Source organism: Psychrosphaera saromensis, from assembly GCF_002954545.1.
Classification (GTDB): domain Bacteria; phylum Pseudomonadota; class Gammaproteobacteria; order Enterobacterales; family Alteromonadaceae; genus Psychrosphaera; species Psychrosphaera saromensis.
In genome coordinates, this window is the sequence record NZ_MSCH01000003.1 from 2,829,954 (window position 1) to 2,854,129 (window position 24,176).

General features: G+C 38.5%; 17 protein-coding genes. 8 read left to right on the forward strand and 9 right to left on the reverse strand.

What is annotated here, in order from left to right; all coding sequences use genetic code 11:
• Positions 1 to 144: 144 nt before the first annotated feature.
• The 3 genes from BTO11_RS12900 (at position 145) to BTO11_RS12910 (ending at position 4,076) form a co-directional block, all read left to right on the forward strand.
• Entirely contained in the window at positions 145 to 642 is a 498-nt protein-coding gene (locus BTO11_RS12900) for a (2Fe-2S)-binding protein (RefSeq protein ID WP_105052984.1), read from the forward strand.
• Positions 639 to 2,894: a xanthine dehydrogenase family protein molybdopterin-binding subunit gene (locus BTO11_RS12905; RefSeq protein ID WP_105052985.1), complete on the forward strand. Its 2,256-nt coding sequence runs from the start codon at positions 639 to 641 to the stop codon at positions 2,892 to 2,894. Before BTO11_RS12900 ends, BTO11_RS12905 begins: the two co-directional genes overlap by 4 nt.
• Positions 2,895 to 3,101: 207 nt before the next feature.
• Positions 3,102 to 4,076, forward strand: coding sequence for an XdhC family protein (locus tag BTO11_RS12910; protein WP_105052986.1), 975 nt, complete (start codon positions 3,102 to 3,104; stop codon positions 4,074 to 4,076).
• Positions 4,077 to 4,117: 41 nt separating this feature from the next.
• Here the strand turns inward: BTO11_RS12910 and BTO11_RS12915 are convergent, their stop codons facing one another.
• From BTO11_RS12915 to BTO11_RS12925, 3 genes are all read right to left on the reverse strand, one after another.
• Entirely contained in the window at positions 4,118 to 4,711 is a 594-nt protein-coding gene (locus BTO11_RS12915) for a nucleotidyltransferase family protein (protein ID WP_181135904.1), read from the reverse strand.
• Positions 4,712 to 4,982: 271 nt separating this feature from the next.
• A complete protein-coding gene (locus BTO11_RS12920; protein ID WP_105052988.1) occupies positions 4,983 to 6,980 on the reverse strand; it encodes a DNA topoisomerase III in 1,998 nt (665 codons plus the stop codon).
• A 112-nt stretch (positions 6,981 to 7,092) separates the two neighbouring features.
• Positions 7,093 to 9,792: a CHASE domain-containing protein gene (locus BTO11_RS12925; protein WP_105052989.1), complete on the reverse strand. Its 2,700-nt coding sequence runs from the start codon at positions 9,790 to 9,792 to the stop codon at positions 7,093 to 7,095.
• A 321-nt stretch (positions 9,793 to 10,113) separates the two neighbouring features.
• On the opposite strand from BTO11_RS12925, the gene BTO11_RS12930 reads away from it, so the two are divergent.
• From BTO11_RS12930 to BTO11_RS12945, 4 genes are all read left to right on the forward strand, one after another.
• Complete coding sequence (locus BTO11_RS12930) at positions 10,114 to 11,847, forward strand: aminotransferase class III-fold pyridoxal phosphate-dependent enzyme (protein ID WP_105052990.1); 1,734 nt, start codon at positions 10,114 to 10,116, stop codon at positions 11,845 to 11,847.
• Positions 11,847 to 14,699: a glycosyltransferase gene (locus tag BTO11_RS12935; protein WP_229793293.1), complete on the forward strand. Its 2,853-nt coding sequence runs from the start codon at positions 11,847 to 11,849 to the stop codon at positions 14,697 to 14,699. The genes BTO11_RS12930 and BTO11_RS12935 overlap by 1 nt, the downstream gene beginning before the upstream one ends.
• 15 nt (positions 14,700 to 14,714) lie before the next feature.
• Positions 14,715 to 15,584 (forward strand): archaetidylserine decarboxylase, encoded by an 870-nt coding sequence (asd, locus tag BTO11_RS12940; protein WP_105052991.1) that lies wholly within the window; start codon positions 14,715 to 14,717, stop codon positions 15,582 to 15,584.
• Between the two features lie 86 nt (positions 15,585 to 15,670).
• Entirely contained in the window at positions 15,671 to 16,291 is a 621-nt protein-coding gene (locus tag BTO11_RS12945; RefSeq protein WP_105052992.1) for a hypothetical protein, read from the forward strand.
• 96 nt (positions 16,292 to 16,387) lie between these two features.
• On the opposite strand, the gene BTO11_RS12950 is transcribed toward BTO11_RS12945, so the two are convergent.
• Positions 16,388 to 17,005, reverse strand: coding sequence for a MarC family protein (locus BTO11_RS12950; protein WP_105052993.1), 618 nt, complete (start codon positions 17,003 to 17,005; stop codon positions 16,388 to 16,390).
• A 311-nt stretch (positions 17,006 to 17,316) separates the two neighbouring features.
• On the opposite strand from BTO11_RS12950, the gene BTO11_RS16500 reads away from it, so the two are divergent.
• Entirely contained in the window at positions 17,317 to 19,593 is a 2,277-nt protein-coding gene (locus BTO11_RS16500) for an EAL domain-containing protein (protein WP_181135905.1), read from the forward strand.
• Positions 19,594 to 19,623: 30 nt separating this feature from the next.
• On the opposite strand, the gene BTO11_RS12960 is transcribed toward BTO11_RS16500, so the two are convergent.
• The 5 genes from BTO11_RS12960 to BTO11_RS12980 all read right to left on the reverse strand — a co-directional run bounded on the left by BTO11_RS12960 (position 19,624) and on the right by BTO11_RS12980 (position 24,037).
• Entirely contained in the window at positions 19,624 to 20,205 is a 582-nt protein-coding gene (locus BTO11_RS12960; protein WP_105052994.1) for a DUF3833 domain-containing protein, read from the reverse strand.
• 67 nt (positions 20,206 to 20,272) lie between these two features.
• Complete coding sequence (locus tag BTO11_RS12965; RefSeq protein ID WP_105052995.1) at positions 20,273 to 20,872, reverse strand: chalcone isomerase family protein; 600 nt, start codon at positions 20,870 to 20,872, stop codon at positions 20,273 to 20,275.
• Positions 20,862 to 21,410: a DUF2878 domain-containing protein gene (locus tag BTO11_RS12970; RefSeq protein WP_105052996.1), complete on the reverse strand. Its 549-nt coding sequence runs from the start codon at positions 21,408 to 21,410 to the stop codon at positions 20,862 to 20,864. The genes BTO11_RS12965 and BTO11_RS12970 overlap by 11 nt, the downstream gene beginning before the upstream one ends.
• A gap of 136 nt (positions 21,411 to 21,546) precedes the next feature.
• Entirely contained in the window at positions 21,547 to 22,404 is an 858-nt protein-coding gene (locus tag BTO11_RS12975; protein WP_105052997.1) for an SDR family NAD(P)-dependent oxidoreductase, read from the reverse strand.
• Positions 22,405 to 22,471: 67 nt separating this feature from the next.
• Positions 22,472 to 24,037, reverse strand: coding sequence for an FMN-binding glutamate synthase family protein (locus BTO11_RS12980; protein ID WP_105052998.1), 1,566 nt, complete (start codon positions 24,035 to 24,037; stop codon positions 22,472 to 22,474).
• Between the last annotated feature and the right edge of the window lie 139 nt (positions 24,038 to 24,176).

The following is a 24,176-nucleotide window of genomic DNA, read 5'->3' on the forward strand; positions in this document are numbered from 1 at the left end:
AGTCACTAATGAACTAAATCTTATGTTTAGTAGTATAGTGTTATGAACTTTACTAATTACAATCAGGCAATAGTAAATACAACGAAGTACTATCATTTAATAGCAACTTAACCTTCGCTTACTTATTAGCAATGGAGATAAATCATGATTACGTTTACCGTTAACGATGAAACGCGTGAATTTTCGGGCGACCCTACCACCCCGGTTCTTTGGTATTTGCGAGATGAAATGCAACTTACTGGACCTAAATTTGGATGTGGAATGGGTCTGTGTGGCGCTTGTACTATTCATCTTAACGGCGTTGCTCAGCGCTCATGCATATTGCCAATCTCCGCAATCTCAGGTAGTAAAATAACCACTATTGAAGGTTTAAGTAAAGACGGCGAACACCCTGTACAACAAGCCTGGGTAGAACACAAAGTGCCTCAGTGCGGTTTCTGTCAATGCGGTCAAATGATGCAAGCAGCCAGTTTACTAGCAAGTAACCAAACGCCTAGCGATGAAGAGATTGTACAAGGTATGTCAGGCAACATTTGTCGATGTGGTACTTATCCTAGAATTCATAAAGCGATTAAATCTGCATCAAAAACAATAGCAGGTGTTGAATATTACGTTCCTGAAAAAGCAGGTGAAAAAGTATGAGCCAATATTTTGATTTAACTCGTCGTAAATTTTTAAAATCTAGCGCAACGGTTGGCGCTTTAGTCCTTGGTACTTGTTTCGTAGGTGCCGCCCCAAGGGTAATGGCTGGAATACTCCAAAAGCCATCAGCGTCTGCAAAAGAAGCTAATTTATTTGTTGCTTTACGTCCTGATGGAATAGTTGAAATCACCTGTCACCGCTCAGAAATGGGTCAACAAATTCGTACGGCCATTGCACAGATTGTAGCTGATGAAATGGAAGCTTCGTGGGACAAAGTAGTCGTAATTCAAGGTAAAGGTGACCTCAAATACGGCGACCAAAACACCGATGGTTCACGCAGTATTCGTTATAATATGCAACGCTTGCGTGAGATGGGAGCTAGTGTTCGTTACCTTATGCGACAAGCTGCAGCAACACGTTGGGGAGTATCGTTAGATTCATGTTCAGCACAACAGCACATAGTTAGTCATAGCTCAGGTAAAACCTTAACTTACGCAGAGTTAGTCAATGATGTTTTAACTATCACCCCACCTGAAACAGATAAAGTCCCACTTAAAAAACGCAGTGAGTGGCGTTACATTAATACCGCTATGGAACATATTGATTTAAAAGATATTGTAACTGGGAAAGCGATATTTGCTGCCGATGTATTAGAGCCAAAAGCGCTTATAGCAATGGTTATTCGCCCTCCTGTTGTTGGTGGTAAAGTTAAAAGTTTTGATGCCAAGGCCGCCAAAGCCATAGATGGTGTGGTGGATGTAGTCGAGATCCCGGCTCCACAAGGTGCACCTTTCTTTCAACCTAAAGGTGGTATTGCCATCGTTGCTAAGAATACCTGGGCTGCGATGAAAGGCCGCAAAGCATTAACAGTGGCATGGGACGACGGTAAAAACGGCGACTATAACTCAGAGACCTTTAAAAAGAGTTTGTTAGCGACAGTTGCATCCTCGCAGTCGTCAGTGCGTTCAATCGGTGATGCTGAAAGTATTCTAGCGAAAGACAGCGATAAACTAGTGGCTGATTATTACGCCCCGCATTTAGCTCAAGCTCCAATGGAGCCTCCTTGTGCCACAGCAATGTATTACAAAGACCACGTAGACGTGTGGGCTGCAACGCAAAACCCTCAAGCCGATATGCAAACGGTTGGAGCTATGTTGGGCATGCCAAAAGAGAAAATTAACGTTCACGTTACTATGCTAGGCGGTGGTTTTGGCCGTAAATCAAAACCTGACTTCTCAGCAGAAGCCGCGTATCTTTCGATGAAAACGGGACAGCCTATTCGCGTTCAATGGACTCGTGAAGACGACATACAACATGGTTTCTATCATGCTGTTTCAGCTCAACACATTGAAGCGTCGCTAGATAAAAATGGTGCTATACAAGCGTATTTACACCGTACCGCGTTCTCTCCTATTACCTCTACCTTTCAAGAAGGCGCAACCAAAGCTGGTAGTTTTGAATTACGTTTAGGCTTTACCGACAACCCTATTAACACACCTAACATGAAGTTAGAAAACGGTGAAGCGCCAGCCAAAGCAAGAATTGGTTGGATGCGTTCCGTATCCAATATTTTCCATGCCTTTGCTATTCAGTCATTTATTGCTGAAGCTGCACATAAAGCAGGACGTGATCAAAAAGACTACTTGCTAGAAACAATAGGCCCTGACCGTATCTTAGATGTGACTGAGCAACATGCCGATTACGATAATTACGGTGGCGATAAATCGGTTTACCCGTTAGATATTGCTAGGTTACGTCATGTCATTGAAAAGGTTGCAGACATGAGTAAATGGGGAAGAAAACTCCCTAAAGGCCGAGGGTTGGGAATAGCAGCTCATAGAAGTTTCTTAAGTTACATTGCCACTGTGATTGAAGTTGAGGTTTCAGAAAAAGGAGATTTAAAAATAATTAAATCATGGTCGAGCATTGATGCTGGCACCGTAGTGAATACCGATACGGTTATCAACCAAGTACAAGGTGGCTCTATTTATGGGCTTACTGCTGCAATTAGTGATGGCATTACTTTTGATAAAGGACGTGTTCAGCAAAGTAATTTTCATGACTACCGCGTACCACGTATGAGTGACTCTCCTCTAGAAATCGATGTGGAAATCGTTCAAAGTGATGCACCTCCAGCAGGTGTTGGTGAGCCACCTACTCCTGTTTACGCTCCTGCTTTGTGTAATGCTATTTTTGCCGCATGTGGTAAACGCATTAGACAGTTACCTATTGGCGACCAACTAAAAGCCTAAAGTGTTTAGCTACACCCTAAAGTGTTCAGCTACAGCCTATTTGCATAACCACCTATGAGTTAACATAAAGCTCCTAGGTGGTTTACCGCTATGGGCATGGATCTAATTTAATTGATTAAATTAGATCATGAACATTAAAAATGCAGCGCTTTATCACAAATAAAGTCGAGTTTTATTAATCCATATATTTACGAGCAATAACAAACCATGCAATTAGCGAACACTCTCGACACCCATGATGTACTCTCTGCTTGGCAAAGTCACCGCCACAACAGCACATGGGCTATGGCCATTATTGTCGATTGCCAAGGTCACAGTTACCGTAAGCGCGGAGCCTTTTCCCTTATTAACCAAGACGGTGAGCAATTAGGCATATTAAGCGGCGGATGTCTTGAAGCTGATATAAGACTAATGGCAAGAAAGTGCATTTCCTTAAACAAAGTACTTACCAAAGAATATGATGGTAGAGATGAAACGGATGCCTCATATCAAATGGGTTGTGGTGGCATAGTATGGGTTAAGTTTATTCCACTTAACGATGCAAATAATCATTTAAACTTAATTGAAGTACTCGAATATTTAGAGCAACGTGAAAGTGTGCGTTACGGCTTAGATCACGGCCTAGATAACCAGAGCCATCATAATAACCAAAACCAACCAACAGATATTCGCAGTTATGTTAATAGTCATCACGACGCGCAACTCAATATTGAAATAACGACCAAAATTCATTTGTTAATTTGTGGTGGTGGTAAAGATGCCACGCCCGTGTGTCAATTTGCCAAGCAACTTGGTTGGCAGGTGTCAGTTTGGGATCCAAGAGCCGCTTATGCTAATAAAAACGACTTAGCTAGCGCAGATACCATTTTAAAGGAACCTCACTCGGTATTACCTGATTTTGCAGCTAAGCAAAAAGTTAATTTTGCGGTACTCATGTCACATAATGTCGGGTTAGATGCACAAGCATTAAATACATTAGCTAACTCAGATATTAAGCATATCGCTCTGTTAGGCCCTAAAAAGAGATTTGAAGATGTAGTGGCAGCCTGTGGATTAGATAGGTCTAATATTAAACCCACGTTGTCTGGACCAGCAGGATTAGATATAGGAGGCGATTTGCCTACGAGTATCGCATTATCTATTGTTGCTAAATTTCATGGCATTGCCTTTAACAAGTTTTAGTTAAAGACTTTTATTTTTTATTTTTTTTGAGGGATGGAGAGCTAAAGATCATTTAACTCGTTCAATTGATCCACGGTATCAATATCAAGCTCGGCATTAGGCAACAACACAGCACTGACGTTAGGTGATGATTTAATTAAGTTCCTGGCTCCTTTATCATCATCTAAATCAAGAAGCTGTGAAAAATACGGCCTAGGAAATATAGCAGGAACACCTCTATGGCCTGCATACTCTGCACAAACAATAGAAGATATGTCTTGCTGCCAAAGATTGATTAGTGACTGAATGTCAGCTTGTGTTAGTTGAATTTGGTCAACGGTTACAAACATTATGCCAGCACAATCCTCAGGACACTGACTCACCGCAGCTTTAATCGAACTCGACATACCTTGCTGCCAATCTTGATTGAAAAACACATAGCCGTCTTTAGATATCTCTTTTAAATGTTGGTGAATAACCGGATGATGTGCGCCCGTAATGACCAAAACCTCACAGTTGATTTTCTCCAATAAGGTAATACTTCTTTCTATTAAGGTTTGCCCTTGGTAGTGAGCCAATTGTTTAGGTGAACCAAAACGAGAAGCCTGTCCTGCAGCAAGTAAAGCAATAGCAAGCTTAGGTTGTGTTTTATCCATGTTATTCATTTTTACCTTTAAAAGCGGTTTAACTCTAAACTATTTATCTTTGGGGCTATTTAGCTATCAGAGCTGTATAACGCTAAAAAGCGTTACTGGGTTGTTTATGTTATGTGTCCACTTAAAGGCTTTTGCTTTTGCCTTTAACTATTGCCTTATTTCCTTATTGTATAGAACTGGGTAGCGTTTTTCTTTTAAATTAACTTGCTGAAATGTACTTCATCGTCCTTCAAAACATTAGCTAGACTATAGATAAAATTTATTCCTCAGCCTAAGACGCCGTTGCTTTCCTGTTACTTTTTGCTTTGCTACTAACCTTACTATTGCCCTTACTATTTCCCCAGCTTCGGTTTGACTTACCTTTGGTTTTTCTTTTAAAAGCGACATTCGGTAATCCTGAAAAGTCCTGTTGTTTTGCCTGACCAACCATAGTGTTCAATACCGACAGCAAAGGCTGCATAAAGCTTTGATAATTTACTTTTTGTTCGCAAATATCATTAAGTGTCGCTTCCCACTGCGCGGTCATATCTGGCGTAGTGGCTTTGTCTGGTAACGCTTTTATTAAGGTCTTACCTACTGTCGTGGACTTTATCGCCTTACCTTCTCTGACTAAAAATCCGCGATTAAACAATAAATCTATAATGCCTGCACGTGTGGCTTCGGTGCCTAGTCCATCGGTTTCTTTCAATACTTTTTTAATTTCTACATCCGTAACGTATCTGGATATTCCAGTCATCGCGGCTAACAAGGTAGCGTCGGTAAATGATTTTGGTGGCTGAGTTTCTTTTTGTAAAACCTCACCTTTTTCGCAGTGCAACACATCGTTCACCGCAAGCGCAGGGATATGCTGTTCTTGCTCATCTGTTTTACTAGAGCTGTCGGCAAATTTGCCTTTACTTTGAAATAACGTTTTCCAGCCAAGTTGCTGAACTTCGTTGGCGTTAACTACAAAGATACCACCAGAAATCGTCAACTCTAAATGGCAATGTAAATATTGATACGCAGAATAAAACTGCGCTATGTATTGGCGACAGATCAAGAAATAAATATTTTTCTCCATCTGGTTTAAGTTGATATTAGCGGCCGACTTTTCTGTAGGAATAATGGCGTGATGAGCAGTTACTTTTGAGTTATTCCACGCTTTACTTTTTAAGCTCATGTCGGCGTTACGCGCCATCTGTGCAATCTTTTCATCGCCAGAGGTTAAATGTTTCATAATACTAGGTACTTGCGATAACTGATCTGTGGGTAAATAGCGACTATCTGAACGCGGATAGGTAATAAGCTTATGTCTTTCGTATAAACTTTGACAGAGATCTAATACCATTTTGGCACTTAACGAGAATTGTTTAGCAGCATCTATCTGTAAGCTCGACAAGTTATAAGGTAAAGGGGCATTTTGTTTTTTATTTTGTTTGGTTAACTCTGTCACTAACGCATCTTGATTAGTAATACGTTCAGCCACGTTATTGGCTAACGCTTGATTCATAACACGTTGGTTATCATCACAATGAGGTAAACACGCTGCGCTTGGTTTCCACTTGGCTTTGAAGATTTGATTGGACTGGTTTTCATCTTGGTATTGAATATGAGCAACCACTTCAAAGTAATTATGTGGCGTAAAGTTATCTATTTCATTATCACGGTTCACCACTAAACCTAAAATAGGTGTTTGTACCCGCCCTACCGACAATACGCTGTTATAACCGCTTTTCTGACCTTGTAAGGTGTAAGCACGAGTTAAATTTATGCCATACAACCAATCCGCTCTAGAGCGCGCTAAGGCCGATATAGACAATGGCATAAAGCTCATATTAGATTGTAAGTTATTTAACGAGCGTTTAACCGCTGGGGTATTTAAGTCACTAATTAACAAACGCTGAACTTGCTGTTTTTTAGTTTTACTTACTTTTAGATAATCGATGACTTCATCAACCAGCAATTGACCTTCGCGGTCCGGATCGCCTGCATGAATAATTTGACTGGCATTTTTAACTAAGGCTTTAATGGCCGTTAATTGTGAGCGGGTTTGTGATTTAGGTTTTAGCACCCATTTTTCTGGGACGATTGGCAAATGTTCCGCGTTCCATTTTTTATAATGGGCTTGATACACTTCCGGGTCGGCCTGTTCCAATATATGTCCAATACACCAAGTTACAATATCACCGTTGCCCACTTCAATATGGGTTTTAAGGTTTTTGTGAGGTTTTGGCAATGCAGCTGCTATTGCTCGACCTAGGCTTGGTTTCTCTGCTATATAAAGTTTCACAAAATTTACTTTTAAATAATAAACTTGTTCAGATATTAGTACGAACAACTGTTTATGTATACAGTTATTTTAAATTTTATTTATTAAGTGACTATAAAACCCACAGCCCCAATTATACAGCGTGCTTGGTTAAAACCCGTAAAAGATCGGCCTGCTTGAAAGGCTTATTGATAAAATCAAAAATACCTAAGGCTGACGCTTTATCTCGGTCTTCTTTACCAACACTAGCACTTAAAATAACAATAGGGATATGCTCTAGTCTAGAGTCATGTTTAATTTTATGCGACGCGGTAAAGCCATCCATATTGGGCATTTGGATATCCATTAAAATAATATCCGGCATATTGTCAGCTAAATAATCCAACGCTTCTTGTCCATCACCAGCTAAGTCAGATTTAGCACCTAAAGAGGAAAGCTGCTTTTGAACTATCATTTGATTTACCTTGTTGTCTTCTACAACAAGAACATTCATATTTGAAAAATCAATTTTTTGATTATCTAGCTCATTTTTTGCTGGTACGTTTTGCTTGTCTACTGGAGTAGATTTACCTAATTTTAATCTTATAATGAATTCACTGCCCTGGCCGACTTCACTTATCAATTGAATATCGCCATCCATCAAGGCACATAGCTGCTTTACAATTGATAAACCTAAACCGGTGCCACCATATTTTCTGGTCGTCGAGCTTTCTGCTTGGGCAAATGAGGTAAATAAACGTTCCTGATCTTCAAGCTTAATACCAATTCCAGTATCGATAACTTTCACAATTAAGCATCGAGTATCATCAGAGTCATCTATGCATTCGCCCCAAACTTTAACACCACCAGATGAAGTGAATTTAATCGCATTATTAATTAAGTTAATAATGATCTGCTTAAATCTTAATTCATCCCCGTTAACCCATAGGTCAAACGACGAACAAAACTCACAAGTCAAAGTAATCGACTTCTCATTGGCATTTTTATTTAACATTTCAATAACTGACTTAGTTACCTCTGAGGGCTTAAACGCAATACTCTCCAAAGTAAATTCACCCGCCTGCATTTTTGACAGATCTAATACGTCATTAACTATGTTCAATAAGATATTGGACGCATTATCAATTTTAGATAAATAGTCTTTAGCAACGTTGTCGCTTGTTTCACGTTTGGCTATTTCGGTAAAGCCCATAATGGCATTTAACGGAGTTCTATATTCATGGCTGATGTTTGCTAAAAACAAATTCTTCGCTTCATTCGCGGCTTGTAACTCGTTATTTTTATTCAATAACTCGGCTGTACCTTCGTTTACCTTACGGGTTAAACTTGATTTAAAGGTCACAATAAAAAAGACAAACATCACACATATAACACCAATAATACAACCTGCAACCATAATACTTAAATAACCCCAGTTAATTAAGCTACGCTCAAAGTCTGGGGTACTAGAAAACGATAACTGGGCTTTTTTATCAAACATATCAATATCTACTGAATGGGTAAATAAGCTGTGTCTGTTCTGATCATTTTGGCTGTTCTGGCTGTAAATACTGTCTTTCTCATAGTTAAATTTATAAGTAAATTCATCTACCCCATATTGGTTATAGATGTCTGACAATAAAACATTTATTTCAAAGACAACTTCAACCAGGCCCATAAAATCCTCAGCCGCTTGAAGGTCGGTTGTATAAATAGGGTAGTAGACAATCATTGATGTTCTTTTAGTTGGCTGTTGTGCCAAGGACGTTAGCGGCGACAAGGCATAACTTTTAGTATTAATCGCTTTAATAACTGTTTCGCTTACAATTGGGTGAGTGGATATATCTAAACCAATTGCAGCTCTATTTATATCCAATGGTTCAACAAAATAAATTGGTATGTATAAACTTTGTTCAGGAGCAACAACCAGACCTTTATCAGTTAACTTTTTGATGTGGATATCCGTTAACATTTCCTTTTGTAATAAAGACTCAAATTTCGCTCTATCGTCGCCATGGATATAGGGTAACCAAGCTAGCCCTCTTATTTTAGTATCGGTATTACTAATTTTATTTGTAAATTTATAAAAGTCGTTTCTAGTCACATCGGTACTGGCTTGAAACAAACCATCTAAAGACTTTAAATGATGTTTGATTTTTGCTTGAGTAATATTAAATTGTTCAATAAAAGGTTGTGTTGTTCGAACAAAGCTTACTTTTTTATCTTCATAATCATCATTGGTGACCAACAAAAATATAAAGCTCACCAATAAAAAGCAGCACACGCTGGTTAATATTGACGGCAGTGTATGCCTGGCCTTTTTAACAAACTTGTTTTTATATAAAAATAAGAAGATTGGAGTGAAAAACACCACACTAATGGTATCGCCAATCCATTTAACAACACCAATATAGGTTAATGTTGTCACATCAATATCAACGATAAACCATAAACAAGCGACAAAAACTAAGTTAGACGCCAAACTTGCGACCGGTCCAGTAAGCAGTAAAAAATTCAACGTTTTTTTCGGCTTATTTATATTAATGGGCAAGGCACAAAAGTGAGTAATCAAAAACTTGCTAAAGACGGGCTGTAAAATGCTGATTGTAGAAAAAATAAAGATTGAGTAGCTAGGTAATGAATCAAAATCGGTATCTTGAGTCATTGTAAATATTGAAGAAAGTATTACCCCAACAAGAACCGAACGTCCAAATAAAAGGTACATACCGAGTATGACACCCGATGCAGGCCAAATAATACTGACATAACCGAATGGTAAGGTGAAACTTGTTCCTAGCTTCACCAGTAAAAAGTGAATACAAAAAGAAGTGAGAACTAACAATACTTGTTTCAAATTAAACTGCTCATTATTAACCTGCTGACTATTAATTGGGGTTTATTCATTGGCCGCTATTTAACTTGAATTGGTAACAATTTTACTTTAACAGCCAAAATAAAGTGACGCTATATTGTTATGTTTACCAAATGTAATCAAGCTGCTTTGTTTATTTGTTTAAAAAACTCGTCAGTATTCCTATAAAACACTTAATAAATCAATAACTAATCAAGCTAGTAACGTAAATGACACTTTACTGTTATTGAACCAACACAATTATGAAACAAAATTGTCAAATTTCATTGTTAACTTAGTTCAAAACCTGCAATGAGATTATTTATGAACGAATTATGGATCTTATATTTACTGTGTTGTGTTACCGCTATTTTCATATTACGAAAAATAGCTATTAGATTACGGTTATCAAAAGCCAAACATAAATCCATGCGAGGACACAGTAAGTGGTCTCGTCGTATCGCTGGCTGGATTAAGTTTTTTGACTATTCTCCAGCAGAATATTTTTGTGTTGATGGTGCTCCTGCTGATATTAGCAAACAAAGGTCAAATGCATTTAACACCTTAGTAGATAAAGTAAAACAACAGTCAAAAAAAACCATCAATCAATATAAACAAGTTTCAAACGACATCTCAGATGTGCAATTTACGAGCATGTACCGAGTCCCCTTTCCTTTTAGAACACATTTACCAGAAGTCTTTAAACTTGGTTCCATGATTAACCAGAGCCAGGGCGTTAGAGTAAAAGATCTGGATGACCAATGGCGATACGATCTTTCTGGTTCTTACGGCGTCAACGTTTTTGGTTACGAGTTTTATAAAAGCTGCATAAAACAAGGCTCTGAAAAAGTAGAAGCGCTTGGTCCCGCTCTTGGTTCATACCATCCATTGATTGCAGATAATGTTAGTAAAATAAAAGCAATATCGCAATTAGATGAAGTGTCATTTCACATGTCAGGTACAGAAGCTGTGATGCAAGCGGTGAGACTGGCGCGTTATCATACTAAACGTACTCATTTAGTTAGATTGTGTGGTGCTTATCACGGTTGGTGGGATGGCGTACAACCTGGAATTGGCAACCGTCGAAAAACCAACGATGTTTACACCTTAGCCGATTTAAGTGAGCAAACATTAAACGTACTATCCACTCGTGACGACATCGCCTGCGTCTTGATAAACCCTCTACAAGCTTTTCACCCAAATGCAGACTCAGCGTCAGACGCATCACTTATCGCCAGTGACCGTGCGACTCACTTTGATAAAGCCGCTTATACAACTTGGTTAAAACGCATTCGAAAAATATGCACAGACCGCAACATAGTGCTTATTTTTGATGAAGTATTCACCGGTTTCAGACTGTCATACCGAGGAGCGCAAGGTTATTTTGGCATCCAAGCTGACATGGTCACTTATGGCAAGACCTTAGGTGGTGGATTACCAGTTGGTGTACTGGCTGGCAAACATGAACTAATGAAACGCTTTAAAGATACTCACCCTGTTGATGTGTCTTTAGCTCGCGGCACCTTTAACTCTCATCCTTATGTATTAGGCGCAATGAACGTATTTCTTGAACGTATTGCTCAACCAGAAATACAAGCTTTATACAAAACCGTTGAACAAACTTGGCAACAAAGAACCACGCGTTTTAATCAACGCTTAAAAGAGGCTGATCTGCCAATCAAAATCACTAATATGCATAGCATATTATCAGTGAGTTACACCTTACCTTGTGCTTATAACTGGATGCTGCAGTTTTACTTACGCGCCAACGGACTAGAGCTAAGTTGGTTAGGTACAGGCCGTTTTATCATGAGCTTTGATTATACCGATGAAGAGGTTGATCAAGTGATTGAGTTATTTATTGAATCCGCTACTCAAATGAAAAATGACGCTTGGTGGTGGCAAAGCCCAGCACTGACCAACCAATCAATTAAACAACAATTTTTAAAAGATATGTTAAGTGCCAGCTTTCCAAGTTTACGCAAATGGATAGGTGGTCGAGCACCAACGACATTAACTCACGCTAAAACGACAAACAGCGATAAGGTGTATGAATAATGAATTTATTAAATCCAAATAAATCGTCATATCTTGATTTAACAAACTCTTTGAGCGACTCACATATGTCGGAAAAAGGTTTTAGACAATCGTTACAAGATGAGTTTAGCGACTTCATTACAAAACAAGAAGAACGCTTCCCACTTAAAGACTGTTTGAAAATTGACTTACACTGTCATGATCACAACAGTGATATTCCAGATGAACTTTGGGGACGTATTTTACGTTTGCCTGAAACCTGGCTTAAAACCAAAAAATTAGTGAAACATTTAAAAGGTAATGACTGCGACGTTATTACCGTCACCAATCATAACAACGCCCGTTCTTGTTGGGCATTACAAGAAAAAGATCAAGACGTATTAGTCGCGGCAGAGTTTACTTGTTACTTTCCAGAGTACGAACTGTACATTCACATTTTGACGTACGGCTTTGATAAGGAACAAGAGCAAGTTCTTAACAAAAAACGTCAAAATGTGTATGAATTTGTTAAATATGCGGCACAACAAGATATCCCATTAATAGTGCCACATCCTCTTTATTTTTATACTAAAAACGACAAAATTGATGTCAGCCTGTTCGAAAAAATGGCGGTTATGTTTACTCGTTTTGAAGTATTAAATGGCCAACGCGACCTGTGGCAAAGCGTCCTTACCTTAAATTGGGCTGAGGGTTTAACCGCAGAAAAAATCAATTCATACGCGGTAAAACACAAGCTTAATCCAGCTGACTACGGCGTAGATCCAAATCAAGTAAAAATACTCACAGGCGGCTCAGACGATCACACAGGTATTTTTGCTGGTTTATGTGGCTCTTATCTTTATATTCCAGATTTGGAACAAAGATCACAAACTGAAAAACCATCAGATTTGGCATTGGAAGCAATTAAAAAAGGCAACATCCGCCCTTTTGGCTCCGTTGGCGAAAATGAAAAGTTAAGCATTTCCTTATTAGATTACTTTTCACAAGTAGCAACCAAAATCAAAGATCCAGGTTTACTGCGTATTTTACTGCACCGTGGTGGAACATGGGACAAAATAGGCTGTTTTGTATTAAGTAATGTCTTACTTGAAATGCAAAAAAATAAAAAAACCATGAAGTTTTTTGAATGTGTTCACGACGCCCTACAAGGCAAAAAACCTAATTTATTAGTTAAGTGGAAAATTTCAAAAGATTATCGTTTTTGTATCGACTATTTAGAACGTATCGCCGAAAGTCGTAACAACTCAAACGAAGAATTTGTGCAAACCGTCACTGAGTCAATCAATGAGCTTTTCACCTTTTTAAATCAACTGATCAAAAAACGGGTTAGCCAAGCGATTGAAAAAAATGATGGCTTTATTCCTACCGGGTTAACCACTGAAGAACTAACACGTAAATTTGAAATGCCAAGCCAACTGACCGCCCTGTTTTTTGGTGATGGAAAAAAACAAGACAACATCAGTAACATACAAGTTGGCCAAATCCTGGATAACTTATCCTTTCCCGTTTTAATCTCCTTTATTTTAGCTGGCGCATCATTAGCCTCTACTCGAGTGTTATATCAAAATCGCGATTTATTAAATGAGTTTGCCCACTATGTTGGCAAAAATGCACACCAAAAACGCGCACTGTATTTGACTGACACCCTTAAAGATAAAAATGGGGTATCAAACTCATTAAGCGGAAAATTAGCCGAAGTGCAAAGAGCGAATCTGCCTGTCGACTTCTTAATCTGTCATCCAGATGCCAAGCCTGACTCGCATCTGCATGTGGTTAAACCTGTGGCTAATTTTGAAATACCAAAATATGGCGAACAAGAAATTAGAGTTCCTGATTTAATGGAGGTTGCCCGTATTTTTTATAAAGGCGGTTACGACAGAATTATATGCTCGACAGAAGGACCAATGGCCGCGGTTTCCTTGTTTATTCAACAAATGTTTAACGTGCCAAGTTACTTCTTTATGCATACCGACTGGATAGATTTCATCAAGTGCACCACCAACTTAAATCAATATGAACGTGACCGAGTTCGTCGAGTATTGAGAGCCTTATACAGCCAATACAATGGCGTGTTTGTATTAAACAATGAACATAGAGATTGGCTCACTAGTTTTGAAATGCAGTTAGATCCGCAACAAGTGCATTTAACCGCACATCATTCGCAAAAACGTGACCATTCAATCTTACCTGTTGCCAAGTCGAGCATAGTCGCAGGCGCAAACGAAGACACGCCAATTTTGCTAGTGGCCTGTCGAATCAGTAAAGAAAAAGGTTTGTTTGATTTACCTGAGATATTAAACACAGCAAAGAAACAAATTCCAAACTTAAAAATTGTGGTTGCTGGCACAGGTCCCGCAACTGACGAGCTTAAACTGGCTTTACCAGATGCCACCTTTGTTGGTTGGCAAAACAAAACGCAGTTAGCGCAACTTTACTTAAGTTTAGACTTGTTTATCTTCCCATCTAAATTCGACACCTTTGGTAATGTCATTTTAGAAGCCTTTACCCATGGCATGCCAGTGCTTGCTTATAACTGCAAAGGACCAAAAGACATTATCAAACATAATGTTAACGGCTATTTAGTTGATGACATTGCACAAATGAGCGACAAAGTGATTGAGTACTTTAGCCAGGACAAGTTACATGCAAATACATTGCAAGAGAATATGAAAGCAGAAGCACTCAAACGTTCAAAACAATACCTCGCCGAACCTATCATGGCTGAGTTCCTGACGAATATGGGCTTGGACTTACCACAAGATTACAACCAAGCAGCACGTGATAAAAATCATGAGGCACATGAGCAAGAACACCACGGCAAAAAAATAACGCCAAGTAACAATCAAGCTCAATCCACTTGTTTATCGGTTTAAGGTATAAAAACAATAATGAATAAAGCAACTGAGACATTAACCTTTAGTGAACAAGTTAATTTCCTTGTCACTAACCGTTTACCAAGACGTTGGTTAACCTTATTTATTGGACGGTTCAGTAAAATTGAGAATCCAATAATAACCAAAATTTCATTAACCATATGGCAATGGTTTGCAGAAGACTTACGTCTGGATGAAGCGAAAAAAACTAAGTTTACCAGTTTGCACGACTGCTTTACCCGTGAGCTTAAAGACGGGGCTAGAGTGATTGATGAGACAGCTGACATAGTGACAAGTCCATGTGACGCTATTGTTGGTGAGTTTGGCGAGATTAACGATGGCCAGTTATTTCAAGCTAAAGGCTTTCCTTATCAACTCAACGAGCTTATTCCAGATGTTAACGTTAGTGATAAATACAAAAACGGTAAATTTATCACTCTGCGTTTAAAGTCCAGCATGTATCACAGGTTTCACTCACCAATAAACTGTCATGTGAACAAGGTGACTTACATCTCAGGTGATACTTGGAACGTAAACCCCATCGCATTAAAAAAGGTAGAACGTTTGTTTTGTAAAAATGAACGTGCGGTTATCGACCTCCATACAGGCTCCGAACAACACCATATAACGCTTGTGCCTGTTGCCGCCATATTGGTGGCATCGATGAAGTTTAACTTTATCAAACCAACGCTAGATTTGTTGTACCAAGGGCCGAATGAGATTGACTGCAAGCAAAGTTTCACAAAAGGCGATGAGATGGGGTACTTCCAACATGGGTCGACCATCATCTTATTTGCAAGTAGCAATTACACGTTTTGTGAGGAAGTTAAAAAAGGAGCGCGTGTAAATGTAGGAAATGCATTACTCGAAGGACATCTAATTTAACCATTTGAAGAATTAACAAAAATTCACTTTAACTTTAGCTTTAACAACCAGCTTAAAGCAGGACTTACTTTTAATTAGGAATAACTATGACATTTTTAGAAGAGTTAAAAAAACAGCGTTGGGATGACCACCGCTTCTATCACCACAATCGTATCAACCAATTTCTACACTTGCTTAGCGCTATGTGCTTTATGGTGAGCTACGCATTAGTATTTTACTATCCTGCAGCGGCAGCATTAGTGGGTTGGTTATTATCTATGATCTTAAGACAGTCTGGGCACTTCTTTTTTGAACCTCTAACCTACGATAAAGTAAACCAAGTTTCCCATGAACATAAAGAAGAGATTAAAGTGGGTTACAACTTACGTCGTAAAGTTGTACTGCTGTCAATCTGGGCGCTAGTCCCTGTTGTGTTGTTTTTTGAACCTACTTTATTTGGTGCATTTGAAGCTCACACAAACCTTTATGACTTTATTAATAACATGGCAATCACTTGGTTGTTTATTGGCATAGGTGCGGTTTTGTTTAGAACCTTACACTTATTTAAACTTATGGGTGTTCAGTCTGGTTTAGTTTGGTTTACTAAAATATTAACCGACCCATTCCATGACTTTAAAATCTATCGCAAGTCGCCATTACATCTTTTAAAAGGTGAAATGTACGACGACATGACTGATTGGTATGAAGAAGTCCCTGTTAGCAACTAGACAACTTATTAATAAAACGTCTGGTCAATAAACAAAAAAACGGCAACTTAATTTAAGTTGCCGTTTTTTTTACGTTCGCTACCTGCACTCAATAGTTTATTGAGGAATTGCCGTTATCCAGTTTTCAGCCTTTAACGCTTCAATAATAAACTCAACCGATAACGCCGCTAAAATCATTCCCATGATACGAGTAAGAATAGATGCACCACCCGTCCCAATCACTTGAAGGATTTTGCCTGATAACAACATCAATAAAAGAGTGACCAATAAAACCGACAACATAACTAAACCAGTTGTAACTTGCTCCGTTACTGTATGAGCTTGATTATCGGTAAGTAAAATAACCGCTAATATAGCCCCAGGCGTGGCTGTAGCAGGAATAGCTAAAGGAAAGACTGCAATATCATGTTCCGCATCAACTTCGGCGTCTGGTGAGCCTGAGGAGAAGATCATCTGCAAGCCAAACAAAAATAAAATTATTCCGCCGGAAAGCTGAAACGACAATAAACTGATCCCCATAGAGGTTAAGAGGATTTGGCCAATACCAATAGAGCCAACTAAAACAATTGAGGCATAAGCAATCGCTTTAAATGCGGTTTTGCGACGAGCTTCTGCGGTCAGTTTGGCCGTTAACCCAGCAAATAAAGCCATAGTACCAATAGGGTCAATGGTTGCCCAAAGGATCATGAAATCTTGTAGTAATTTGTCTAACATTAATGAGTTTCTCTTCGTTATAGAGCCATGTAGCTGGCTGAAAAAGGATTTTGAATAAAAGAACTAAAGAAAAGGATCAGTTAACTTTTCAGTTTTTGCACTGGAAATTTAACCGTTCAGATTAAATTTTTATAATTACGAGTAAATATGAATGTATCCCCCCACTAACTAATAGTACGTTAGTTACTTTATGCGTCAAACTAGAATTTATAGGTTAATGAACAATTAACCACAAATTAAAAATAATGAGTTGTATTTCAGGAACATACATTGTTTAATCAAAACAAGCATTATTTAAATGATTGTTAATTATGAGTTTTTTAAGTCGCTATTTTGTACTTTCAGATCATCATACTCCCCAAGCACAAGTACCCAATTGGCGAGTAAGCACATTACGTATCATTATAACCTCCGGCATTCTTCTTTGCCTGATGGTTTTCGCCCATGCCTCTAGCACAATAGTAGAATTTAACCTTGCCTACCCAAGCCTGATTATTATTGGTTTTTTAGCCACCATGTTCTTGCTGTTGCTAACCAGCTATAAGTTTTACACCTTTAGTGCTCATGGTTTACTACTTTCCATTATTGCCGGCTCCGCATTAATGAACCTATTTGTCAGTAACCTAGAGTTGGCACAAGTCGGCTCTATGTACATGTATGCCTGCCCTATTCTTGCACTAATGTTACTTGGCTTTAGAACTGCACTATTTTATTCATTGCTTAATATTGTGCCGTTTTACATAATTATCAATGATATTAACCTGTTAAATTTAATAAATACCACAGAAAGGCTACCAAATGATGACTTATATGTCACCGGATTGATATTTTTACTGTTCAATATTTGCATACCTTTAGCTCTCGCTCGTACTATTATAGCTGCCAAACATTTAAACAAAGCGGTACTCAGTTCAAACAATTACCTCAAAGATAAAAATGCCCTTTACCGAACTTTTTTCGCCGAATCCAACAAAGCAAAAATAATAATCAACAACAAATCTATTATTACCGACTTTAACCAACTCGCGGCTAGCACATTTAAATTCACCGATAAGATTAAAGAGTCGAATGCAAAAATCCATCGCTTCTTTCCTGAATTAGATCAAGTGAAATGTAAAAAGTCTAAGCATTTAATCAAATATAAAAACGCAAGCTTTTATGTCACTTGCGAGTCCTTACCCGACTTAAACTATGAAGTTTATGAATTTACCGATTGCACCGAAGAACTCGCCATTAGAAAAACACTGCTCAGTATGGAGCAAGAGAATAAACGCTTACGTTACAGTGACAATTACACTAACTTACCTAACCGAGATTGGTTTGAGCTGCAATGTGAACGAGTCATGGCCAAATACAACAAAGACTTTTATGTTGTACTGACCCATAGCGCTAACAATGAATATTTCAATTTAAAGTTTAATAAAAAAGACGCAAACTTTTTATTAACCTCTGCATATAAACGCTTAAAGAGTAATACTGAGGGGCCATTATTATGTGCCCACATCGGCCCAGGACGACTTGCCTTTATTATTAGAGCTCAGTCGGTAAAAGAACTTAAAACCAAACTGTTAACTGAAATAAAACAAACACTCGATGAAGACTACCCTTTGCTAGATTCAAAGTGCCATCAGTCATTTTTATTTGGTTTTGCTAAGTACGATGACAACGTTAAAAACAGTTCGAAAGTTATTTCCAATGCCAGTACCGCCCTCAAACAGGCAAATATAAACACGCCATTTAGCGGTTACAGTGAAACATTTTCAAAAGAATTTCTAGAAAAATATGAAATTTCAATGCTGCTTGATGAGGCACTGCAAAATGCTGAAATTGACGTTGCTTATCAACCTAAAGTGACAGCAAGCGGCGAATGTATTGGCTTAGAGGCGCTCGCTAGATGGGACAGCCCAATACTAGGAACCGTACACCCAACGAGTTTTGTCGCAATTGCTGAAGAATACAAACTGATCAGCCGTCTCACCGACTTAGTGATCCAAAAGGTATGTTCTCAAATTTCATACTGGACACAAGCTGGCATTACAAGTGTGCCTGTGGCAATTAATATTTCCTTAATTGACTTCAACCAAGCCGACTTCCTGCCTAAATTAGTTAAGTATCTGGCCGACTATAATGTAAAACCACATCAAATTGAGTTAGAACTTACCGAAACGTCGCTTGATGCCAACCCCGCTCATTCTTTAAAACTCATGCGAATTTTACAATCTTGGGGATTTATAATATCGGTTGATGACTTTGGTGTTGGTTATTCGAATATTGCGCGATTAGCAGACTACCCGATTAATAAACTAAAATTAGACCGCTCGTTAATTAAACAAATCACCAAATCATCGAGACAAAAAAGTTTAGTCAAAGCGATTCATGTTATGTGTGAAGAGCTGGATATTAAATGTGTCGCTGAAGGTGTAGAGACGCTAGAACAAGTCACGATCATGGACAAAATGGGATGTAAAGAATACCAAGGTTTTTACTTTGCCAAAGCAATGTCCCCAACAGACTTTTCCAAACATGTTAAAAAGTTTGGCTTAACATTTAACAACAAAAAACAAACCGTTAAAGAGTCTCTAAATTAGAGACTCTCCTATTAAAAAATGTAAATACGTTCACAGCTGAGGTGAGCTAGCCTCACAGGTTTTATCGCTTAACTGTTTATCAAAAAACAAGGTTATCTCAGCCACTTCAACACCAAATTTACTCATCGCTGTTTTGTTAAACACTCGGTATTCATCTAGCTTATACATCCAGTCATCCATATCAAAATAATAGGTAGAGCCTTCAATAGGAACCGCCAGTTGATATTCCCATTGGAATGCAAAACCAGACTCCTGACCGTTAGCGATGCCAATCACATCTTCTGCAGAGCCTGTGTAAGCACCGTTTTCTAATCGAGTTAAATTCCATGTGCGGTAGCTAATTTCACCGTTATCAAAGTAAAACTTCTCTTTTAGCGTGCCTTGCTCTTGCTGCCAACTGGCGTCTATTTCCACACAAAATCGGCGGGTCACTTCATTGGTGTAATCTTGGATCATGCCCCAAGCAATCATGTCACCATTAAAATATTGTTTAATATCAAATTTGGAATTTTGATTTTTATAATGTGAAATATCGGTGCTGCAACTCATTAGAGTCACTGATAAAAATACAGATACGCATACCATTACTAGGGTATTTAATGCAGTTTTCATTGCTCTTTCTTCCTTTCTTATTCATGACTTATAATTTATAGCTGGTTACAGATTCATCTATTAACAACTATTTACTGGCAGCTCCAATTAAGCTCTGCCTTAATTCTGGTTCACTGGTGTCTGGTGATAACCATATTGCTAAAAACAGTTGGTAAAATTGCTCATTATCGATGACACCAATATTAGTATTGTTAAAATAAAACTCGGTCGTTTGGCTATTTCTGTATAAGGTTAACGAATCGCCTGCGCTTATATTTGGCCAAATACTCTTAAGCCGTGGGATAAATGCCTCATAATCAGACTTTTTATAATTAAGGTGCTGCCACTGCTCTACTGTGCGCTTGATTAATTCATCCGCGCTAATGTCTTTTAAATATTCAATTTTAAAAATCACATCTTGATTGGTGTTCTCTTCATAACGACCCGATTTAGTAAACAAATGGCTGTTGTAAATATCCCAAAATAAAACTGAAAACTTTGCTGAGCCGACTTTATTAAACGCCAAGGTATCTAACACTTCAGGCAACTGCTGTTGTAATAGTTTTGTTACTTGCTTAGCTGCTCCTATATCTGTTTTTTCTAGTGGCTTTTGTTCGGCTGCATTAATCGCAAATGGATTTAACGTGCCAGATATAAAGCATATAAACATCAATCGTCTAATTAACATGGTTATCTCCTGAGCGATTTATAAAAGACAAACTCTGATAAAACAGCAGCATTAATATTGACCAAATAGGTGCTAAAACAAAATAGGTTATATAAGGGCCATAAGGTAATTCGACACTCAAAAATGAAGCGCCAGCTAAATAACTAAACGGTGGAAAAACAAAGCCAATAAGCAGTTGTAATCGTTTTGATTTGGCTAAAAACTGTAAACTGTGGGCGATAGTTGCAGCAAAGGAAGCCCACAACATAGCTAACCAAAGTGGAATGATATGATGTTCTGGGAACTGGAATATACCGGAAAGCGTTAATGCTGAATCAACTAAGATACCCGTTGCGGTAACTAAGCTAATTAACACAACTTCAGTACGCCAGCTAAGGCTGAGAGTACTTTTGTTATTTTCATTGTTATGAGTATTTTTATTTCTAGCAATTTGATAAACATGATAAATAAGCCAACATAATGTAACCGGAATAAAATCATTCCCCAGTAACACTAAGCCAAACCAAGACAGGTTAAATCCAATTATATTTATTAACATACATCTACATTTTCGGTGTTTTCATCAATTTGTAGATAATACGAAGCAAAAGCCAATTTGGATTAGATTTATATAAAAATAATAACAACTACGCAAAAAAAAGCGGAGCCTAGCGGCTTAAGCTAGGCTAAAAACATTACATAATTCGAGTTAAAATTTGCTCCATGGCGTCTATAAGTTGAGCTGACTTTTGCTTATCCATAACATCTAAATGAGCCGCGGCAAACTGTCCGCTGTCATTATCAAAATATTGGCCTGAGTGCTGTTCAATCCCTGGCTCTAACGCCATACGATTTAATATTTTGGCACCTATGCTCAAGTCATTACCCACCAAACCAAATCCTTCTTTAACCATTTTAGAAGCAAGTAACGACCCAGGATTAACCGCGATAACCGTAATAGCTTGTGGCTGTTGTGCTAACTTTTCAGCTAACGTATGACTCCACATAGTAATAGCCAATTTACTTTGCGCATAGGCTTCCATATCGCTTAAGTTTTTAACTTTCTGAGTGTCACCGACAAAGGCTGCAATATCTAAAGGCGCTTGTGCTGCAGACGAAAGGTTTATGATCCTTCCAGAGCAAGCGGTTTCATCTAACGATGATTCTTTTGCGTTAGCCAATAAAGGTAACAAGTGTTGGCTTATAAAATATGGCGCAATTGTATTCACGACAAATCGACTGTCTAAACCGTCGCTGGTTATTGTATCTGGGGTTTTAAACACACCGGCATTATTGATAAGTACATCAAGGACGCTATGCTCACCTTTGATTTTATTGACTAAGTTTTTAACATCGGAAAAGTCAGATAAATCGGCAACGTAACTTGTAATACGGCCTACGTTTTCAATCGCTGACAGTAACGTTTTAACCGCTGCTAATTTTTCTGGGCTGCGGCCGTGAATTAATAAATCATGGCCATCTGCGGCCAATAACTTAGCCGTTTCTAGACCTATTCCGTCCGTTGCCCCTGTGATTAATATTGTTTTTTTCATCTTCTTTTCCTTAAATTTTCACTGAGGCAAGTTCAACTTGCCGCAATGTTAACTGCCATACATTCCGTTACCATTTATTTGCTAACGCAGCCTGCCAGTCATCCAAAAATATTTCAGGCACAGTGTCATTTTCTAATAAGCACCCTGGAGTTATTACTGGATATAATTTCTGATAGGTAGTGGCATTGGTTCTATCGAGTCGTCGGTAAACATGGCTCATATTGAGCTCACTTTGAGAATGAAGACCACACGCTCCCATTAACTCAGTTAAATTAACCAAGGTTGCTTTGTGGAAGTTAAATACGCGTTCGCCTTTGCTTTCTATATCTAAAAATTTGTATCGTCTTGGATCTTGTGTGGCTATGCCGGTAGGACACTTGTCCGTATTACAACTGCGAGATTGAATACAGCCTAATGCCAGCATCATGCCTCGCGCTGAGTTTACTGTATCGGCACCTAGCGCAATAATACGGGCAACGTGGAAAGCCGAAAATATTTTGGCCGATGCAATAACACGAACTTTTTCACGTAAACCAACACCAATAAGTGCACCATTTACAAATACCACAGACTCATTTAATGGCATGCCCACAGAGTTAGTAAACTCGATTGGCGCAGCCCCCGTTCCCCCTTCAGAACCATCAACCGTAATAAAGTCAGGTGTGATCCCCGTTTCTAACATCGCTTTACAAATCGATAAAAACTCACGTTTATTACCTATACATAATTTAAAACCAACTGGTTTCCCGCCCGATAATTCGCGTAACCTTTTTACAAAATACAATAATTCAGTAGGGGTATTAAAAGCCGAATGAGCCGGTGGAGAAACAACATCTTGGCCTAAAGGCACATGACGAATTTCAGCAATTTCAGGTGTTAACTTAGCCGCAGGTAGAATCCCGCCATGACCTGGTTTTGCCCCTTGCGATAATTTAATCTCAATCATTTTCACAACATCAAATTGTGACTTAGTGGTAAATTTTTCGGCATCAAAATTACCATCTTCATTACGACAACCAAAATACCCTGTGCCTATTTGCCAGATAATATCGCCACCGTATTTAAGATGATGAGGACTTAAACCGCCCTCTCCCGTGTTGTGAGCAAAGCCACCTAATTGCGCACCTTTGTTTAATGCCATAATCGCGTGTTTGCTTAACGCGCCATAACTCATGGCTGAAATATTAAGTACCGACGCTGAATAAGGTTTCTCACAATCAGCACCAAACAACACTCTAGGGTCTTTATTTTCAATATGTACTGGCGACAGCGAATGAGTGATCCATTCATAACCGGACTCGTAGACGTCAAACTGAGTACCAAATGGGCGGGTATCTTGTACTTTTTTGGCTCTTTGATACACCAACTCTCTAAATTCACGATTTATTGGGCTGCCACTAAGATTAGACTCAACAAAGTACTGTTGAATTTCAGGACGAATTGACTCAAATATATATCGAAAATGCCCAACTAACGGATAGATGTTTAATAAAGTATGTTTTGACTGGGCTAAGTCATATAAAAGAACAAGTAATATGGGAGATAACAACAATGCGACCCAGTATAACTGGGTCAGTAATAGTGCTGAGAAAGTAAAAGCACAGATAAAGATAATTGAATTGCGTACGCCCATGTTTGTTCCTGTAGGTTATGGATAAATCGACTTTGAAGAACTTTACCCCATCAATATTTATTTATCTCTGTTTATTTACGCTCGACCTCTTAGTTATTGCTCTTTAACTATAGTGCTTGAATAAACTGCTTTTTAGTAA

Bases quoted from the DNA above. Each gene is read 5' to 3' on its own strand.
- BTO11_RS12900 (WP_105052984.1), top strand. From the start codon at position 145: ATGATTACGTTTACCGTTAACGATGAAACGCGTGAATTTTCGGGCGAC.
- BTO11_RS12905 (WP_105052985.1), top strand. From the start codon at position 639: ATGAGCCAATATTTTGATTTAACTCGTCGTAAATTTTTAAAATCTAGC.
- BTO11_RS12910 (WP_105052986.1), top strand. From the start codon at position 3,102: ATGCAATTAGCGAACACTCTCGACACCCATGATGTACTCTCTGCTTGG.
- BTO11_RS12915 (WP_181135904.1), bottom strand. From the start codon at position 4,711: ATGGATAAAACACAACCTAAGCTTGCTATTGCTTTACTTGCTGCAGGA.
- BTO11_RS12930 (WP_105052990.1), top strand. From the start codon at position 10,114: ATGAACGAATTATGGATCTTATATTTACTGTGTTGTGTTACCGCTATT.
- BTO11_RS12935 (WP_229793293.1), top strand. From the start codon at position 11,847: ATGAATTTATTAAATCCAAATAAATCGTCATATCTTGATTTAACAAAC.
- asd (WP_105052991.1), top strand. From the start codon at position 14,715: ATGAATAAAGCAACTGAGACATTAACCTTTAGTGAACAAGTTAATTTC.
- BTO11_RS12945 (WP_105052992.1), top strand. From the start codon at position 15,671: ATGACATTTTTAGAAGAGTTAAAAAAACAGCGTTGGGATGACCACCGC.
- BTO11_RS12950 (WP_105052993.1), bottom strand. From the start codon at position 17,005: ATGTTAGACAAATTACTACAAGATTTCATGATCCTTTGGGCAACCATT.
- BTO11_RS16500 (WP_181135905.1), top strand. From the start codon at position 17,317: ATGAGTTTTTTAAGTCGCTATTTTGTACTTTCAGATCATCATACTCCC.
- BTO11_RS12960 (WP_105052994.1), bottom strand. From the start codon at position 20,205: ATGAAAACTGCATTAAATACCCTAGTAATGGTATGCGTATCTGTATTT.
- BTO11_RS12965 (WP_105052995.1), bottom strand. From the start codon at position 20,872: ATGTTAATTAGACGATTGATGTTTATATGCTTTATATCTGGCACGTTA.
- BTO11_RS12970 (WP_105052996.1), bottom strand. From the start codon at position 21,410: ATGTTAATAAATATAATTGGATTTAACCTGTCTTGGTTTGGCTTAGTG.
- BTO11_RS12975 (WP_105052997.1), bottom strand. From the start codon at position 22,404: ATGAAAAAAACAATATTAATCACAGGGGCAACGGACGGAATAGGTCTA.
- BTO11_RS12980 (WP_105052998.1), bottom strand. From the start codon at position 24,037: ATGGGCGTACGCAATTCAATTATCTTTATCTGTGCTTTTACTTTCTCA.